This is a genomic window from Halomonas sp. HNIBRBA4712 (assembly GCF_043558675.1).
Taxonomy (GTDB): domain Bacteria; phylum Pseudomonadota; class Gammaproteobacteria; order Pseudomonadales; family Halomonadaceae; genus Vreelandella.
Map to the genome: position 1 here is coordinate 20,033 of NZ_JBIFXR010000010.1, position 17,928 is coordinate 37,960.

The following is a 17,928-nucleotide window of genomic DNA, read 5'->3' on the forward strand; positions in this document are numbered from 1 at the left end:
CTACGGGTGGTAGGAACAGGCTTCAGCCAGCGACCTGCATAAGGTGGCACCGTAACCACGGGAAGGCTAGTGCCTTCCTTCGCCCAATGAATTGGGCTCCTACATTGATATGGGGGTAAATCACTCTGCCTGACAGTTTCAGCGCATATTCCTCAAGCGGCAGCTGTAGGAGCAGGCTTCAGCCAGCGACCTTCCTGAAGTGGCACTGTAACCATGAGAAGGCTGGCGCCTTCCATCGCCCAATGATAAAAAAACCCCGCAACCAGGTGCGGGGTTTGGGTCGTTCGGGCAGGCCGATTAGCCGAGCAGGTGCTCGACGGCGGCGCGTTCTTCGCGCAGCTCTTTTTCGGTGGCCTGGATTTTCTCCTTGCTGAAATCGTCGAGCTCATAGCCCTGGACGATTTCGTAGTTGCCGCCCTTGCAGCGTACCGGGTAGGAGAAGATGATGCCTTCTTCGATGCCGTAGCTGCCGTCAGACGGGATCGCCATGCTGACGATGCCGTCACAGCCCAGTGCCCAGTCGCGCACGTGGTCGATGGCGGAAGACGCCGCGGAAGCCGCAGACGAGGCGCCGCGTGCCTTGATGATCGCCGCGCCGCGCTGCTGTACGGTGGGGATGAAGTCGTTTTCGTACCAGTCGCGCTCGACCAAATCAGTGGCGGCCTTACCGTCGACGGTGCACTGGGCGATATCCGGGTACTGGGTCGCGCTGTGGTTGCCCCAGATGATCATGTTCTCGATATCGGTGACGTGCTTGCCGGCTTTCTGGGCCAGCTGGGTCAGGGCGCGGTTATGATCCAGGCGGGTCATCGCGGTGAACTGGCCCTTGTCGAGATCCGGCGCGTTGCAGGAGGCGATCAGCGCGTTGGTGTTGGCCGGGTTGCCGACGACCAGCACTTTCACGTTGCGGCTGGCGTGGTCGTTGAGCGCCTTACCCTGAACCGAGAAGATCGCAGCGTTGGCTTCGAGCAGGTCCTTACGCTCCATGCCCGGGCCGCGCGGGCGGGCGCCGACCAGCAGGGCGAAGTCCGCATCCTTGAATGCCACGTTGGGGTCGTCGGAGGCAACAATGTCCTGTACCAGCGGGAAGGCGCAGTCGTTGACTTCCATCACCACGCCGCCCAGCGCATCCATAGCCTGGGGAATTTCCAGAAGCTGGAGAATGACGGGCTGATCCGGCCCCAGCATGTCGCCAGCGGCAATACGGAAAATGAGTGAGTAGCTGATTTGGCCGGCGCCGCCGGTAATCGCAATACGTACTGGATCTTTCATCACTGCTCCTTGGTTGATTCGCCTTGGGGTGGGTCGACAGAACTCAAGACGTCAAGATGGTATGCCCAGTGAGAAAAAAACTCAATTGGACCTGCGCCACTCTGGGGCGTAACGACTCACCCGGGCTCGCCGCCGGCGCGCGAGTGCGCTATGGTGTGAGCCAATTCTAACACCTGTTTGATATCGAGATCCGCCACCGCCATGCGACGCATCCCCTTCTCCTACGCTCTGGCCATTGTATTCGTGCTGGCGCTGATCGTCTGGCTGGCGTTGGGCGACTTTCAGCGTTTTCAATCCGCCGCTCCCGGCGCCCAGGCCGAGCGCGAGCCTTCGCCGGTTCGCGTAGAAGTCACCCACCTGCAAAGCGCGCCCTTCATTGCCCGCCAGGTGATCCAGGGCCAGCTCGAGGCGAGCCGGGAAACGGTGCTGCGCGCCAACGCCGCCGGGTTCGTGCGTGAAAAACCCGTTGCTCAGGGCGAAGCAGTCGACCAAGGGCAGACGCTGCTGGTGCTGGATAACGAGGCCCTGCCCGAGCAGCTCGAGCAGGCGCGCGACGAGCTCGCCGTGGCCCAGGCCGAGTATGCCGGCGCCCAGGATCTACGCCAGCGCAATTTCATTTCCCAACCGGATCTTCTGCGCTTGCAGAGCGGACTGAGCGCCAGCCGCGCCCAGGTGGCCCAGCTCGAGCGCCAGCTTTCGGATACGCGCCCCACCGCGCCCTTTGCCGGGGTACTCGACCGCGTTCAGGTCGAACTTGGCGATCTGCTCCAGCCCGGCGAGGAGTGGGGCCGGCTGATCGACGATCGTACCCTGACCGGTACGGCCTGGGTTTCGCAGCAGCAGATCAACGCGCTGAGCGTGGGGCTTCCGGTCACCGCGCGGCTGTTAAACGGCGATTCGCTTACCGGCGAGGTGTCGCATATCAGCAGCCGCGCCGAGGAGCAGACGCGCTCGTTCTATATCGAAGTCACCCTCGACAACCCGGAGCGCCTGCGCTTGGCCGGGGGCAGCGCCGAGTTCACCGTGACCCTGCCGCCCCGGCCGGCCCACGCGCTCTCGACGGCGCTTCTCAACCTGGATGCAAGCGGCGAGCTCGCCGTCAAACACGTCAACGCGCGCGACGAGGTCGTCCAAACGCCGGTCACGCTGATCAGCGCCACGCTCGAGAGCGCCTTCGTCGCGGGGCTTCCGGATTCGCTCGAGCTGATCACCCTGGGCGCCGGACTGGTCGAGCCGGGCCAGGTCGTCACGCCAGTGCGCGTCGAACCATCGACCGCTGACGATGACCGCGCCGGCCCCGGCCAAGCGGGCCTCTGACATGCGCACGCTGATTCACGCCGCGCTCACCCATACGCGCACCACCCTTCTGCTGCTGCTCGGGCTTCTGCTCGCCGGCGTCACGGCGTGGCAGGTGATCCCCAAGGAAGCCAACCCGGACGTCACCATACCGCTGATCTACGTGTCGCTGACCCTCGAGGGCGTCAGCCCCGAGGATGGCGAGCGGCTTCTGGTGCGCCCCATGGAGCAGGAGCTTCGCGGCATCGAGGGGCTTCGCAAGTTCACCGCCCAATCCAGTGAAGGCCACGCCTCGGTCACGCTCGAGTTCGACCCGGGCTTCGACCCCAATACGGCGCTTTCGGACGTGCGCGAGCGGGTCGATATCGCCCGCGCGGAGATTCCCGACGAGGCGGACGAGCCGCGGGTGATGGAGGTCAATGTCTCGGAGTTTCCGGTGCTTTCCATCGGGCTTTCCGGCCAGCTCGACGAGCGCGAGCGCATCACCGTCGCCCGGCGGCTGAAAGAGGAGATCGAGGGCATCGCCAACGTGCTCGAGGTCGAGATCGCCGGCGAACAGGAGGATCTTCTCGAGATCGTGGTCGACCCGCTGGTGCTCGAAAGCTATGGCATAGACTTCGATGCGCTGTTCAACCTGGTGTCGCGCAACAACCGCCTGGTAGCGGCGGGCAGCCTCGATACCGGCACCGGGCGGCTGGCGCTCAAGGTACCCGGCGTGATCACCTCGCTCGAGGACGTGATGGCCACACCGGTCAAGGTCGACGGCGACCGGGTCGTTACCTTCGGCGACGTGGCCTGGATTCACCCTACCTTCAAGGACCCGCAGGGGTTCGCGCGCATCGACGGCGAGCCCGCGGTGGTGCTGGAAGTCTCCAAGCGCGCCGGGGCCAATATCATCGCCACCATCGATGCGGTGTGGGAACGCTTCGAGCAGGCCCGCGATTTGCTGCCCGAGGGGCTTCGCATCACGCCGATTCTCGATGAGTCGACCACCGTGGCCAACATGCTCTCCGAGCTTTTGAACAACGTGCTCACCGCCGTGGTGCTGGTGCTGATCGTGATCGTGGCGGTCATGGGGCTGCGCATGGCGCTGCTGGTGGGGCTGACGATTCCCGGTGCGTTTCTGACCGGTATTCTGCTGGTGTGGGCGTTCGGCTTCACGCTCAATATCGTGGTGCTGTTCGCGCTGATTCTGGTGGCGGGGATGCTGGTCGACGGTGCGATCGTGGTCAGCGAGCTGGCGGATCGCTATCTGAAGGAGGGTCAGCGTCCCTTCGATGCCTGGCTCAACGCCGCCTCGCGCATGAGCTGGCCGGTGATCGCCTCCACCGCCACCACGCTTGCGGTATTCTTGCCGCTACTGTTCTGGCCCGGCGTGGTCGGCCAGTTCATGAAGTACCTGCCCGCCACGGTGATTCTGTGTCTTCTGGCCTCGCTTGCCATGGCGCTGGTATTTCTGCCCACCCTCGGGCGGCTCTGCACCCGCCAGGTCCAGGCGCCGGAAAGTGACGCCACGGCGCCAGCACAAACCACGGCGCTGGGGCGCGGCTACCGGCGAGTGCTGGCGCGGCTTCTTTTGCGCCCGGGCTGGGTGCTAGCCTTCGCGCTACTGGTGATCGCGCTTTTATACACCGGCTACGCGCGCTTCAATCACGGCATCGACTTTTTCCCCAACGTGGAGCCGGACAGCGCTCAGGTACTGGTGCGCGCCCGCGGCGATTTTTCGGTCTACGAGGCGGACGCGATCCTTCAACGCGTCGAGGCGCGCCTGGGCCAGATGAGCGAAGTCGAGGCGCTTTACGCGCGCTCCTTCGTGGCCAACGAGCAGGTGGGCGACGACGTGGTCGGCGTGCTGCAGTTCCAGTTCATCGACTGGTTCGAGCGCCGCCCGGCGCGCACCATTCTCAGTGAGATGGCCGAGCGCACCGCGGACATGCCCGGCATCACCCTCGAGTTTCAGGAGCAGGAGCAGGGCCCGAGCGGCGGCAAGCCGATCGTGCTCGAGGTCAGCGCCAACGACCCAAGCGTTGCCGATGCCGGGGTCGACCAGCTGCGTGAGCTGATGCAGTCGCTCGGCGGGTTCACCGATATTCAGGACAACCGCAGCCTGCCTGGGGTCGAATGGCAGATCATCGTCGACCGCGAAGCCGCGGCGCGCATGGGCACCGATATCACCACCATCGGCAGCGCCGTGCAGCTTCTCACCACTGGCCTTCAGGTCGCCAGCTACCGCCCCCCCACGGTCAGCGACGAAGTCGATATCCGCATTCGCCTGCCGGAGCACTTTAGAACGCTCGATCAGCTCGAGCGCATGACCATCAATACCTCGCGCGGGCAGGTGCCGCTTTCCCACTTCGTGACCTTTGCCCCGGCGCCGAAGGTCGGCACGCTCAACCGCATCGACGGGCGCCGAGCGATCACGCTCGAGGCCGACCTGGCGCCGGGGTATCTCGCCGACGAGCGCCTGCGCGCGCTGCTGGCCGAGGGCCAGGACGCGCTGCCCGACGGGCTGATGGTCAATGTCGCCGGCGAGCAGGAGGATCAGCAGGAGTCGATGCAGTTTCTGTTCAGCGCGTTTCTTATCGCCGTGGGGCTGATGGCGCTGATCATGGTCACCCAGTTCAACAGCCTCTACCAGGCGGCGCTGGTGCTCTCGGCGATTCTCTTCTCCACCGCCGGGGTACTGGTGGGGCTTTTGATCACCGGCCAGGCGTTCGGCATCGTCATGGTCGGCATGGGAGTAATTGCCCTTGCCGGTATCGTGGTCAACAACAATATCGTTCTGATCGACACCTACAACGAGCTGCGCGGGCAAGGAATGCCGCCGGGCGAGGCGGCGCTGGAGGCGGGCTGTTTACGCCTGCGCCCGGTGCTTTTGACCGCCATCACCACCGTGCTGGGCCTGATGCCGATGGTGCTCGGCGTCAACGTCAACCTGTTCGCTCCGGCGCTCGGCTTCAACGCACCCTCGGCGCAGTGGTGGACGCAGATGTCCAGCGCCATTGCGGGCGGGCTCACCTTTGCGACCGCCCTCACCCTGCTGCTAACGCCCTGTATGCTGGTAATTGGGGCCAAAAAGGGGCGAATTCGAGAGGTCGCTGGCTAAAGCCTGCTCCTACGAGTCATGGGATGGGTTTGCAGGAGCCCAATTCATTGGTGGTCCGACACGTCGGCGATAGGCGCCGTTCAGGCGCCCCGGCTGGGTTTTCCGGGGTAGCTATCGTGGCAAGAAGCCGGATAAATCGAGATAAAATCAGGAAGACGGCTGCGCGGCGGCGGGGCTATGGGCGGCGTGCATACGGGCGATGAGCTGGTCTTCCAGCGCGAAGCGCTCGGTCAGCCCCTTGGCCAGGCGGTCGAGCCACGCCGGCAGCCGGGTCAGGTTGTTCTGACTGCGCTCGACCGTGGCAAAATCCTCGTCGAACTCCAGCACCATGGCGGTCGACATCTCGAGACGCTCGAGCAGTTTGGAGGCGATCTCCAAGGCGCTGTCGTCGTCGAAGGCTTTCGCCTCGCGGGCAAGCTCCGGGTAGATTTCGAAGTGCCCGGCGCTGATGTAATCCATCAACAGCTCGCTGAAGGTGTCGATGCGCGGCTTGCTTACCGCCTCGAGCTCCGAGTCGCAGGCTTCCTTTAGCTCGATGAAGCTGATCAAAAAGGTGCGGCGCTGCTCCAGCCAGCGATCGATCAGGCTATGCACCCCGCCCCACCGCTCCTGAGCGTTCTTGCAGTTCTCCAACATGGCGTTCTCCTGACGAATGTCGTGAATCAAATCCAGAGACTCGCTTTTTAGTGCGAAGGTGTCAATTGAACCTGGCAGGATTTTCCGCTCCGGCGGCGACTCACTCAATCACCGCCGGCGCGAACCTCAGCGCTTGTACGCCAGCCACAGCATCCGCAGCGGCGCAATGGCCAGAATCACAAAGCCGATCAGCGTCCAGCCGGGAAGCGATAGCCCGAGGAAGGTAAAGTCGATCTCGGCGCACTCGCCGGATCCGGTGAGCACCATGGCAACGACGTCCTGCATGGGCAGGATTTCCATCATGTAGTCGAGCCCCGGGCCGCAGCTGGGCACTTCGCTGGGCGGAAGGCTCTGCAGCCACACGTGACGCCCGGCGATGAATGCGCCCGTGCCCACGGCGATAAGCCCGAGTACACCGTAGACGCTCTTGCCCACCGCGCCCTTCGGGTTATGCAGCGCGGCGATCAGCAGCACGATACCGGCGGCGATGACCGCCACACGCTGAAAGATGCACAGCGGGCAGGGTTCGAGCCCCACCACGTGCTCGAGCACCAGCGCTACGGTCATCATCAGCGCGCAAAAAAACACCCCGGCCCAGGCGGTAGGCCGGATGAGTGAAGGTGTCATGGTGTTTCCTCGGGCTTGATCGCGGAAAAGGCGCGCATTTCGCGGGCTTTGGTAAAGTAATGGTCGATGAAGTCGCCAAACGACTCGGTGTCGGCGGCTTCGATATCCTGCTGCTGCTGGTGCGAGGTCTCGATCAGCTGATCGAGCAGCGCCTCGCGCGAGCGCAGCATCGGAGTCGAGCCGAGCGCTTCCTTTTGCTCCCTGGCCAGCGCCAGCAGCGTATCGCTGAGCGAGCCGCTGCCCTCTTTCAGGCGCGCCAGCAGCTGGCCCGACGGCGTCAGCTCCGGGTTTCGCAGGCGCGGGGCGAGCGCATCGAGCGCGGCCTGGTGCGGGGCGTTCTCCTCCACCGCGTCGAGCAGCCTTGCGACCTCGCCCATCTCGGCGAAAATCTGCTCGCCCCAGTCGGGCAACGAGACCTGCTCGCCGTTATGCGCGAGTTTCAGCGCCGGGTCGCGGCCGCGTTCGACCACCAGCCGGCGGTTATCGTCCAGGCGGTCGCACTCCTCGTCGGATACCCAGGGGCTGTCGCTGAGCAGGCACCAAAGAAGAAACACGTCGACGAAGCGCATCTGATCTTCGGTCACGCCGAGCGCGTCGAAGGGGTTCAAATCCAGACAGCGCACTTCGATGTACTCGACGCCGCGCGCTTCGAGCGCCTGGCTCGGCGTTTCGTTGTGTCGGGCCACGCGCTTGGGCCGAATGTCGCTGTAGTACTCGTTTTCGATCTGCAGGATGTTGGCGTTGAGCTGGCGCCAGTCGCCGTCGACGTTCACGCCGAGCTTTTCGTAATCCGGCCAGGCCGATGAGATAGCGTGACGCAGCGTGTTGACGTAGTTCGACAGTGAGTTGAAGCAGATCTTGAGCTGCTCCTGCACCTTGTTCTGATAGCCCAGGTCCGACATGCGCAGGGTCGTGGCGTACTCGGCGAAATAGGTATCGTCACCGAGCGGCTCGAGCTTCTCCGGCACCTTGCCCTCCGGCAGGAAGCTCTTGTCCACGGCGGGGGACGCGCCGAACAGGTATAGAAGCAGCCAGCTGTGACGGCGAAAATGGCGGATCATGCCGAAGTAGCGCGTCGAGCGGTAGTCGTTGAACGGGATATTCGTGGCTTTTTCCAGCTCGCGCAGCGCGTGCCACATGTCCTCGGGCAGCGAGACATTGTAGTGCACCCCGGCGATCGCTTGCATGATGCGCCCATAGCGCACGTCGAGCCCCTTGCGGTAGACGTGCTTCATGGTACCCACGTTCGAGGTGCCGTAGTCGGCGATGGGCACGCTGTCGTTGCCCGAAAGCCTGGAAGGCATGCTGCCCGGCCAGATCCACTCGTTGTCGAGGTGCTGGTAGGTGAAGGTGTGCAAGTCCGACAAAAACGCCAGCGCCTCCTTCGGTTCCGAGTAGACCGGCGTGATGTATTCGAGAAGCGACTCCGAGTAGTCGGTGGTGATATGCGGGTGGGTCAGTTTCGACCCTAGCGCCTCGGGATGCGGGGTTTGGGCGATATGGCCCTGGGCGTCCACCCGCAGTCCCTCTTTTTCCAGTCCACGCCGCAGCCGACCCAGGCGGCCCAGCCGGGCGCTGGGCAGCAGGCGCTCGATTTGAGCGGTCAGCGACGATGGCACGGTGAGTGGCTCAGCCAAAACGAACACTCCTTGTCGGTAGGCGGCCCGCCAGGCGGGCCCTGATAAAATCCACGGGTATTGCCTCAAGGCTCGCCCACAGTAGCGCTAAGGATATGGCGCGATACGCGCAAACTTCAAGGCGCGCGACTATTTGCCCTGCTTCGCTTTCAAAAGCGCCGCGCCGAGCGCGCCCATCGAGCTCTCCGAGGCAGGCTTATCACGATGATGTCGCGCGCCTTTTTGCGCTCGCGGTGCCTTTTTATCGCTGCGCTCGCCGCTACCCGGCTCGCTTTCGACTTCATCGCTCAAGCGCATGGAAAGGCCAATGCGCTTGCGCGCAATGTCCACGCTCATCACCTTCACGGTCACGATATCGCCGGCCTTGACCACGGTTCTCGGGTCCTCGACGTATTTTTCAGCCAGCGCCGAGATATGTACCAGACCGTCCTGATGCACGCCGATATCCACGAACGCGCCGAAGTGGGTGACGTTGGTGACGGTGCCTTCGAGCACCATGGCAAGCTTGAGGTCGGTGAGTTTTTCCACACCTTCGCGAAACTCCGCGGCCTTGAACTCCGGGCGCGGGTCGCGGCCGGGCTTGTCCAGCTCCTTGAAGATATCGCTGACCGTGGGTACCCCGAAGCGCTCGTCGGCAAACTCGGCGGGGTTGAGTGCCTTGAGCGCCTGACTGTCGCCCATCAGGCTTTTCACCTCGCGCCCGCTCTGCCTGGCGATGCGCTCGACCAGCGTATACGCCTCCGGGTGAACGCCGCTGGCGTCCAGCGGGTTCTCGGCGCCCTGAATGCGCAGAAAGCCGGCGCACTGCTCGAAGGTCTTCGGCCCCAGCCGGCTCACTTCCAGAAGCGCCTTGCGGCTGGTGAACGCGCCCTGCTGGTTGCGCTGGGCGACGATGTTCTCGGCGATCGCCGCGGAAAGCCCCGCCACGCGGGATAACAGCGCGCTGGAGGCAGTATTGAGATCCACGCCCACCGCGTTCACGCAGTCCTCGATCACCGCCTCGAGGCTTTTCGAGAGCTGCACCTGAGAGACGTCGTGCTGGTACTGACCCACGCCGATCGACTTGGGCTCGATCTTGACCAGCTCGGCGAGCGGGTCCTGCAGGCGCCGGGCGATGGAGACTGCGCCACGGATGGTGACGTCGAGATCCGGCAGCTCCCGGGAAGCGTACTCGGAGGCGGAGTAGACCGAGGCGCCCGCCTCGGAAACCATCACCTTGCTCAAGCGCCGCTCGGGCGCCAGGCCCTTGACCAGCTCACCGGCGAGCTTGTCGGTTTCGCGGCTGGCGGTGCCGTTGCCCACGGCAATCAGTTCGACATCGTAGCGTTTGATCAGTTTAGTGAGTTCGGCCAGCGATTCATCCCAGCGGTTTTGCGGCGCGTGGGGGTAGATCGTTGCCTGATCGAGAAACTGCCCCGTGGCGTCCACCACCGCGACCTTGCAGCCGGTGCGCAGGCCCGGGTCGAGCGCCAGGGTCACCTTCTGCCCCGCCGGCGCAGCCAGCAGCAGGTCCTTGAGATTGGCGGCGAAGACGTCGATGGCGGTCTGCTCCGCCTGCTCGCGAAGCCGGCCCAGAAGCTCGGTTTCGAGCGCAGTATAGAGCTTCACCCGCCAGGTCCAGCGCACCACTTCCATCAGCCACTTGTCGGCGGCGCGGCCCTCGTCGCGAACGCCGACCTGCCTGGCGATGGCGACCTGGGCCGGGTGCACCGGCGCCTCGTCCTCACCGGGCAGTCGAATCGCCAGGCTCAGCACGCCCTCGTTGCGCCCGCGGAACATCGCCAGCGCGCGGTGGGAGGGCACCCTGGCGAGCTTTTCATCGTGCTCGAAGTAGTCGGAAAACTTGGCGCCATCGCGTTCCTTGCCGTCGAGCATGCGCGCGCTGAGTTCGCCCTCATCCCACAGCCGCTCACGCAGCCGGCCAATCAGCTCCGGGTCCTCGGCGAAGCGCTCCATGAGAATCTGCTTGGCGCCGTCGAGGGCCGCCTTGGCGTCCTCGATAGCCGGCGTGTCGCCCTCAGCGGCGCGAAGATGGCCCTGTGCCTCGGCTTCCGGCTCCAAAGTAGGGTCGGCGAGCAAGGCATCCGCCAGCGGCTCGAGGCCCGCTTCGCGGGCGATCTGCGCCTTCGTGCGACGCTTTTTCTTGAACGGCAGGTAGAGGTCTTCCAGGCGCTGCTTGGTGTCGGCGGCGTCGATACGCGCCTTGAGCGGGCCATCGAGCTTGCCCTGCTCGTCGATGGCTGCAAGCACCGCACTACGGCGCTCCTCGAGCTCGCGCAGGTAGCGAAGACGCTCGTCGAGATTGCGAAGCTGGCTGTCGTCGAGCGCCCCGGTGACTTCCTTACGATAGCGGGCGATGAACGGCACCGTCGCGCCCTCGTCGAGCAGTGCGACCGTTGCGCTGACCTGCTCTGCCTTGACGCCCAGCTCCTCGGCCAAACGCGCGATAATTCGTTGATTCACATCCATACGTGCCACTAACTCATGCCGGCTTTTGAATGGCGACACGGTACCACAAAGCCATGACGCTGGCATGAAATGTCACCGGGAGCATTACCGGCCAACAAAAAGGGGCAGCGCCGATGGCGCTGCCCCTTGAAGCATCAAACCTGCTTTAACGAATCGCGATCAAATCAGCTTCGGTCCCGCCTGAACGATGGCCTCGCTGACACCTTCGAACTTCTTGAAGTTCTCGACGAATTTGGTCGCGAGTTCCTGCTGATGGCGGGCGAAGGCGTCCTGATCGGCCCAGGTGTCGCGCGGGTTGAGAAGGCTCGAGTCGACGCCGGGTACGGCGGTGGGCACGTCCAGGTTCAGGCCGCCAATGTGCTGAGTCTCGATGTCACGCAGCACGCCGGACTGGATCGCGCTGATGATCGCGCGGGTGGTCGGGATCGAGAAGCGCGAGCCGCCTTCACCGTAAGCGCCGCCGGTCCAGCCGGTGTTGACCAGGTAGACCTGGGCGTCCTTCTTTTCGACGCGCTTGATCAGAAGGTCCGCGTATTCACGCGCCGGGCGCGGGAAGAACGGGGCGCCGAAGCAGGTGGAGAACGTCGCCGCCAGGCCCTCGGAGGAGCCCATCTCGGTGGAGCCAACCTTGGCGGTGTAGCCGGAGAGGAAGTGGTACGCCGCGGCTTCCTTGGAGAGGATCGACACCGGCGGCAGTACGCCGGACATGTCGCAGGTCAAAAAGACGATGGCGCTCGGCTCGCCGGCCAGGTTCTCCGGTACGCGCTTCTCGACGTGCTCCAGCGGGTAGGCGGCGCGGGAGTTCTGGGTCAGGCTATCGTCGGCGTAGTTCGGCGTGCGGCGATCATCCAGCACCACGTTTTCGAGCACGGTGCCGAACTTGATCGCGTTCCAGATCACCGGCTCGTTCTTCTCGGAGAGATCGATACACTTGGCGTAGCAGCCGCCTTCCATGTTGAAGACGATATCGTCGCCCCAGGCGTGCTCGTCGTCACCGATCAGGTAGCGGCCCTGGTCGGCGGAGAGCGTGGTCTTGCCGGTGCCGGAAAGACCGAAGAAGAGGCACGTCTCGCCATCTTCACCCACGTTGGCGGAGCAGTGCATCGGCAGTACATCGGAGGCCGGCAGCAGGAAGTTCTGCACCGAGAACATCGCCTTTTTCATCTCGCCGGCGTAGCGCATACCGGCGATCAGCACTTTCTTCTCGGCGAAGTTGATGATCACGGTGCCGTCGGAGTGGGTACCGTCGCGGCTCGGGTCGCACTCGAAGTTCGCGGCGTTGAGAATCTTCCAGGCCGTTTTACCCGCCGGGTTGTAGGTCTCGGGGCGCACGAACATGGTGCGGCCGAACATGTTCTGCCAAGCGGTTTCGGTGGCAACGCGTACCGGCAGGTAGTGGGTGGTGTCGCTGCCCACGTGCAGCTCGGAAACGAAGTGCTCGCGCTCGTTGAGATACGCCTCGACCCGCCCCCAGAGCGCTTCGAACTTGCCGGCATCGAAGGGACGATTGACGCTGCCCCAGTCGATCTGGTCGCGCGTGCCGGGCTCGTCGACGATGAAGCGGTCCTTGGGCGAGCGACCGGTGCGCTCACCGGTATTCACCACCAGCGCGCCGTCCGCCGAAAGACGGCCTTCCCCACGGGCCACGGCGCGCTCGATCAGTTCGGCGCTGCTGAGATTGACGTGAATCGAAGGGGTGGCTTGGGTCATGGTCATGTCGATTCCTGGGCCTGCCGGCCGCTTTTTCTGACAAACGCAAAGGGCGTAATCGACGCCCTTCACCTTGAATTTGCCCGGCCAAGACGCCTGCCGGACCCTGAAGACCGGCGAATTATGGCAAAAAGAAAGCCCCCGTGAAACGGGGGCTTACGACATTCATTTTGTAGTTAAACTACTACAATGAGGCCGATTTTTTGTTGCGCTGCGGTAATTTTTCAAACAGTCGTTCGGCTTTGGTCGATAAGCCCCGACCGCATCGACGTTTGAAGGCTTTCAACTTGGAACGGCCGCCACTCGCGTCGACTACAAACTCAGTGAATCACCGGCGATGGGCTGTCGGGATTATCGATCAGCGCCTCGATTTCGGCGGCAGTGTAGTGATATTTCGTGTGGCAGAAGTGGCATTGAGTCTCGATTTCGCCCTGCTCGGCGAGAATATCCTTCAGTTCCGCTTCGCCCAGGGTGTGGAGTGCGTAGCTCATGCGCTCGCGTGAACAGGTGCAGCCAAAGCGCAGGGCCTTGGGGTCGAACACCCGCACGGTCTCTTCGTGGTAAAGGCGGTGGAGCACTTCGCGCTGCGCGAGGCCCAAAAGCTCTTCGCGCTTGATCGTCTCGGCCAGATGAACGCTGCGCTCCCAGGCGTCGATGTCCTGGTTTTGCGCGGCATCCGGCAGGCGCTGAAGCAGCAGCCCGCCGGCCCGCTTACCGTCGGCCTCGAGCCAGAGCCGCGTGGGCAGCTGCTCGGACTGGCTGAAGTAGGCCTCCAGACACTGGGCGAGCGTGGCGAACTCGAGCGCGACGATGCCCTGGTAGCGCTTGCCCTCTTTAGGGTCGAGCGTAATCACGATCTGGCCCTCGCCGACCAGTTCGCGAAAGCTCGCCGTTTCGGCGGGAAGCGCCCCGCTTTCATTCAGCCGCGCGATGGCGCGAAGCTCGCCGCCAGGGTTGGACTCGGCCATCAAAAGCGCCAGATCGCCCTGGCCGCGCACCTCGATACTGAGCGTGCCGTCGAGCTTGACCGTGTCGGTCAAAAGCGCCACGGCGGCCAATAGCTCGCCGAGCAGCGCATTGACCGCCGTCGGGTAGCCGTGGCGGCTGAGCACCTCGTGGTAGGTGTCGGCGAGGGTGACGATCTCGCCGCGCACGTTGGTTTGGTCGAACAGAAAACGCTGGATTTGATCGGACATGGGAAACCATTAAAAATAGAAGGAAGGGCAACCCGGGCGCTACTCGCCCTGGTTGCGCTGAAAACGCTGGATCTCGCGGCGCTGCTTCTTGTCCGGGCGCTTCAAGGGGTGCTGCATCATCTCGTTATTGAGCCGACGGGTCTCGCGCTCGCTTTCGCGCCGCGTCTGGCTCTGCTCGGTTTCGGCGTATAGGGTCTGCGCCTCCGGCGCGCCGCGGCGCTGATCCGAAAGCTTGACCACCTCGACCTCGTAGATGTCCCAGCCCTGGGGCACGCGAATCACCGCGCCCACTTCCACGTTCTTGCTGGTCTTCACGCGGTCGCCGTCGTACTGCACCTTGCCGCCTTCTATGGCTTTCTTGGCCAGCGCCCGGGTCTTGAAAAACCGCGCGGCCCAGAGCCATTTGTCCAGACGAACGCTCTCACTCATGGTTGCTCTCCTTGGATAGGCTTCAGGCGCTTGCACTGCGTTCAGGGTTGCCAACGCAAGATCACGCCCTCGGGGGCATATCGCTCGGCAGAAGCTCAGCGAAGCGGTCGAGGGCGATGAATTCCTGAAGCTCTTTATCGGGGCGCTGGCTGTCGGGTTTGCGAATGCCCACCAGGTACTTGATGCCGAACTCCCGCGCGCTTTCGAGCACGCGAGGGTTATCGTCGATGAAGAGCGTTCGCTGCGGGTCGAAGGGCTCACGCTCGGCAAGCGCGATCCAGAACGCCTGCTCCTCTTTCGCCGCGCCGACGTCTTCGGAGGAGATGATGGCGTCGAGGTAGTTTTCCAACCCCGTGAGCGGCAGCTTGATGGCAAGCCCGGCCCGGTCGGCGTTGGTCGCCAGCACCACCCGCGGGTGGGCGTTTTTCAGCCAGGTGAGAAAATCGAGCGCGTCGCCGCGAAAGCCGATCAGATGCTGCACCTCGCGCTTGAGCGCCGCGACGTCCAGGTCGAGCTCGCGGCTCCAGTAGGCCAGGCTGTACCAGTTGAGCGTGCCCTGCTCGCCGATGATGCGTTCGAGCAGCGTGTCCTGAGCGGCCTGATCGAGCTTGTGGAGTTCGCGATAGCGCTTGGGCAGGTGCTCGAGCCAGAAGTGGCTATCAAAGTGCAAATCCAGCAGCGTGCCGTCCATGTCCAGCAGGACGGTATCGATCTCGCGCCAATCAATCATGGCCACTCCGGTGTTGAAACGACAGTTGAAACGACAGTCAAAACGGTAAGCGTGCTATTGTAACGCAAGGCGATTTTTCGAGCCATGGAGGCCCCATGTCCCAGCACGTTCCCCCTCACGACGCCCCCCGCCCGAAGGCGCCGAGCAAGCCGCGCATCCTCCACCGCGAAAGCGTGGCGAAAAGCCAGCTTTTTCACGTCGAAGCGCTGGATCTGCGCTTTTCCAACGGCGAACAGCGCCGCTTCGAGCGCCTGAGCGGCAGCGGCCGAGGCGCGGTGATGATCGTCGCCATGCCGGACCCGGAGCATGTGCTGCTGATTCGCGAGTACGCCGCCGGCTTCGAAGAGTACGCCCTTACACTACCCAAGGGGCTGGTCGACCCGGGCGAGGATATCCTCACCGCCGCCAACCGCGAGCTGATGGAGGAGTGCGGCGTCGGCGCCCGACACCTGGAGCCGCTCATCGAGCTCTCCCTGGCGCCAAACTACATGCACCACCGTATTCAGGTGATGTTGGCCACCGATCTTTATGACAAGCGCCTGCCAGGCGATGAGCCGGAGCCACTCGTCGTCGAAACCCACGCGCTGGAAGAGCTGCCCGCGCTGCTTCTGCGCGAGGATTTTCACGAAGCCCGCGCCATCGCCGCGCTCTACATCGCCCGCGACAAGCTGCGCGACGAAAAGCGCCGGGATAGGACGGAACTAATTTGAGCGTTTTTGAAGAACGGGTTAGCGGCTAATGCCCGTCGGTCAGGCTTGGTCAGGGGTGTGGGAGGTAGCTTTAGCTCGCGACCTGGTGGCCAAGCCAAGGCGCCTATCGGAGCCATTCGCCCGCTGAAGCGGCCTCCCACAGGGTAGGATTCAGGATCTAGAGTCCAAATTTGTGGGAGGCCGCTTTAGCTCGCGACTTGTCAGTCGAGCTTCGAAAGATCGCGCACCGCGCCCTTGTCAGCGGAGGTGGCGAGCAAGGCGTAGGCCTTGAGCGCGGCGGTGACCTTGCGCGGGCGCTCGTCGACCGGTTTCCAGGCCTTTTGGCCGCGGGCCTCCATCGCTTCGCGGCGCCGCGCAAGCTCGGCGTCAGACACCTGCACATTGATCGCGCGGTTGGGAATGTCGATCAGAATGGGATCGCCCTGCTCGACCAGGCCGATCTCGCCACCCGCCGCAGCTTCCGGCGAGACGTGGCCGATCGAAAGCCCCGAGGTGCCGCCGGAGAAGCGCCCGTCAGTCAGAAGCGCACACGCCTTGCCGAGCCCTTTCGATTTCAGATACGAGGTCGGGTAGAGCATCTCCTGCATGCCCGGCCCGCCTTTCGGGCCCTCGTAGCGAATCACCACCACGTCGCCCGCCTTCACCTTGCCGTCGAGCACGTCCGCTACCGCCTGGTCCTGGGACTCGACCACGTGAGCGCGGCCTTCGAATACCAGAATGGAGTCGTCGACGCCGGCGGTCTTCACCACGCAGCCGTCGCGGGCGATGTTGCCAAACAGCACCGCAAGCCCGCCCTCTGTCGAGAAGGCGTGTTCCAGATCACGAATGCAGCCGGTGGCGCGGTCGCCGTCCAGGCTCGGCCAGCGCGCGCTTTGGGAAAACGCGGTTTGCGTGGGAACGCCGCCGGGGCCGGCCTTGAAGAACTCGACTGTATCGCTGCTTGGCGAGCGCATGATGTCCCACTCCTCCAGCGCGGCGGCCAAACTGTCGCCGTAGACCGTGGGTACGGAGGTATCGAGCACGCCGGCGCGGTCGAGCTCGCCGAGAATTGCCATGATGCCGCCAGCGCGGTGAACGTCTTCGATATGGTACTTCTGGGTATTGGGCGCCACCTTGCAGAGCTGGGGCACCTCGCGCGAGAGCCGATCGATGTCGGCCAGGGTGAAGTCGACCTCGGCTTCCTGAGCAGCGGCGAGCAGGTGGAGGATGGTGTTGGTGGAGCCGCCCATGGCGATATCCAGGGTCATGGCGTTCTTGAACGCCGCTTTCGAACCGATGGCGCGGGGCAGCAGATGCGCCTCGTTGCCTTCGTAGTAGCGCTTGGCCAGCTCGACGATCTTGTGGCCGGCGTTTTCGAACAGCCGGCGGCGGTCGGAATGCGTGGCGAGCACCGTGCCGTTGCCCGGTAGCGCCAGGCCCAGCGCTTCGGTCAGGCAGTTCATCGAGTTGGCGGTGAACATGCCCGAGCAGCTGCCGCAGGTCGGGCAGGCGCTGCGCTCGACTTCCGCCAGGGTTTCATCGTCGACGCTATCGTCGGCGGCCATCACCATGGCGTCGACCAGGTCCAGGCCGTGGTCGAGCAGTTTGGTCTTGCCCGCCTCCATCGGCCCGCCGGAGACGAAGATCACCGGGATATTGAGGCGCATGGCGGCCATCAGCATCCCGGGGGTGATCTTGTCGCAGTTGGAGATGCACACCAGCGCATCGGCGCAGTGGGCGTTGCACATGTACTCGACGCTGTCGGCGATGATGTCCCGGCTCGGCAGCGAGTAGAGCATGCCGTCGTGGCCCATGGCGATGCCGTCGTCGACGGCGATGGTATTGAACTCCTTGGCCACGCCGCCGGCTTTTTCGATCTCGCGGGCAACGAGCTGGCCCATGTCTTTCAGATGCACATGCCCGGGTACGAACTGGGTGAAGGAATTGGCCACGGCGATGATGGGCTTGTGAAAGTCGTCGTCTTTCATGCCGGTGGCGCGCCATAGCGCGCGGGCGCCGGCCATGTTGCGGCCAGCGGTGGTGGTACGGGAGCGATACTCGGGCATGACGTCCTCTACGGCGTTTATAGCGTTTTTCTAATCATGACGGGCCCGGCGCCGGTCAAAGCGCG

General features: G+C 63.9%; 13 protein-coding genes. 3 read left to right on the forward strand and 10 right to left on the reverse strand.

Annotated elements, in window-relative coordinates:
• Positions 1-297: 297 nt before the first annotated feature.
• Complete coding sequence (locus tag ACGK9R_RS15910) at positions 298-1,272, reverse strand: malate dehydrogenase (RefSeq protein WP_394583079.1); 975 nt, start codon at positions 1,270-1,272, stop codon at positions 298-300.
• 201 nt (positions 1,273-1,473) lie between these two features.
• Here ACGK9R_RS15910 and ACGK9R_RS15915 point away from each other — a divergent pair, with 201 nt between their 5' ends.
• Together ACGK9R_RS15915 and ACGK9R_RS15920 are read left to right on the forward strand one after the other, a co-directional pair.
• Positions 1,474-2,589: an efflux RND transporter periplasmic adaptor subunit gene (locus ACGK9R_RS15915; protein ID WP_394583081.1), complete on the forward strand. Its 1,116-nt coding sequence runs from the start codon at positions 1,474-1,476 to the stop codon at positions 2,587-2,589.
• 1 nt (position 2,590) lies between these two features.
• Positions 2,591-5,674 carry an efflux RND transporter permease subunit gene (locus tag ACGK9R_RS15920; protein WP_394583083.1) on the forward strand — a complete coding sequence of 1,028 codons (3,084 nt, stop codon included), beginning with the start codon at positions 2,591-2,593 and terminating at the stop codon, positions 5,672-5,674.
• Between the two features lie 147 nt (positions 5,675-5,821).
• On the opposite strand, the gene rsd is transcribed toward ACGK9R_RS15920, so the two are convergent.
• From rsd to yrfG, 8 genes are all read right to left on the reverse strand, one after another.
• Positions 5,822-6,310 carry a sigma D regulator gene (gene rsd / locus ACGK9R_RS15925; protein ID WP_394583085.1) on the reverse strand — a complete coding sequence of 163 codons (489 nt, stop codon included), beginning with the start codon at positions 6,308-6,310 and terminating at the stop codon, positions 5,822-5,824.
• A gap of 126 nt (positions 6,311-6,436) precedes the next feature.
• Positions 6,437-6,937 (reverse strand): disulfide bond formation protein B, encoded by a 501-nt coding sequence (locus tag ACGK9R_RS15930; RefSeq protein ID WP_394583087.1) that lies wholly within the window; start codon positions 6,935-6,937, stop codon positions 6,437-6,439.
• On the reverse strand, positions 6,934-8,574 hold the full coding sequence (gshA, locus tag ACGK9R_RS15935) for a glutamate--cysteine ligase (protein WP_394583089.1): 1,641 nt from the start codon (positions 8,572-8,574) through the stop codon (positions 6,934-6,936). The genes ACGK9R_RS15930 and gshA overlap by 4 nt, the downstream gene beginning before the upstream one ends.
• 129 nt (positions 8,575-8,703) lie before the next feature.
• Complete coding sequence (locus tag ACGK9R_RS15940) at positions 8,704-11,043, reverse strand: Tex family protein (RefSeq protein WP_394583090.1); 2,340 nt, start codon at positions 11,041-11,043, stop codon at positions 8,704-8,706.
• A 159-nt stretch (positions 11,044-11,202) separates the two neighbouring features.
• Positions 11,203-12,759, reverse strand: a complete 1,557-nt coding sequence (locus ACGK9R_RS15945) for a phosphoenolpyruvate carboxykinase (protein WP_394583092.1) — start codon at positions 12,757-12,759, stop codon at positions 11,203-11,205.
• 314 nt (positions 12,760-13,073) lie between these two features.
• Positions 13,074-13,949 (reverse strand): Hsp33 family molecular chaperone HslO, encoded by an 876-nt coding sequence (hslO, locus tag ACGK9R_RS15950; protein ID WP_394583094.1) that lies wholly within the window; start codon positions 13,947-13,949, stop codon positions 13,074-13,076.
• Positions 13,950-13,988: 39 nt separating this feature from the next.
• Positions 13,989-14,378, reverse strand: coding sequence for an RNA-binding S4 domain-containing protein (locus ACGK9R_RS15955; protein WP_394583096.1), 390 nt, complete (start codon positions 14,376-14,378; stop codon positions 13,989-13,991).
• A 61-nt stretch (positions 14,379-14,439) separates the two neighbouring features.
• On the reverse strand, positions 14,440-15,108 hold the full coding sequence (gene yrfG / locus ACGK9R_RS15960) for a GMP/IMP nucleotidase (protein ID WP_394583098.1): 669 nt from the start codon (positions 15,106-15,108) through the stop codon (positions 14,440-14,442).
• A 95-nt stretch (positions 15,109-15,203) separates the two neighbouring features.
• On the opposite strand from yrfG, the gene nudE reads away from it, so the two are divergent.
• Positions 15,204-15,818, forward strand: a complete 615-nt coding sequence (nudE, locus tag ACGK9R_RS15965; RefSeq protein ID WP_394583100.1) for an ADP compounds hydrolase NudE — start codon at positions 15,204-15,206, stop codon at positions 15,816-15,818.
• A gap of 200 nt (positions 15,819-16,018) precedes the next feature.
• Here the strand turns inward: nudE and ilvD are convergent, their stop codons facing one another.
• A complete protein-coding gene (ilvD, locus tag ACGK9R_RS15970) occupies positions 16,019-17,863 on the reverse strand; it encodes a dihydroxy-acid dehydratase (protein WP_394583102.1) in 1,845 nt (614 codons plus the stop codon).
• Positions 17,864-17,928 lie beyond the last annotated feature (65 nt).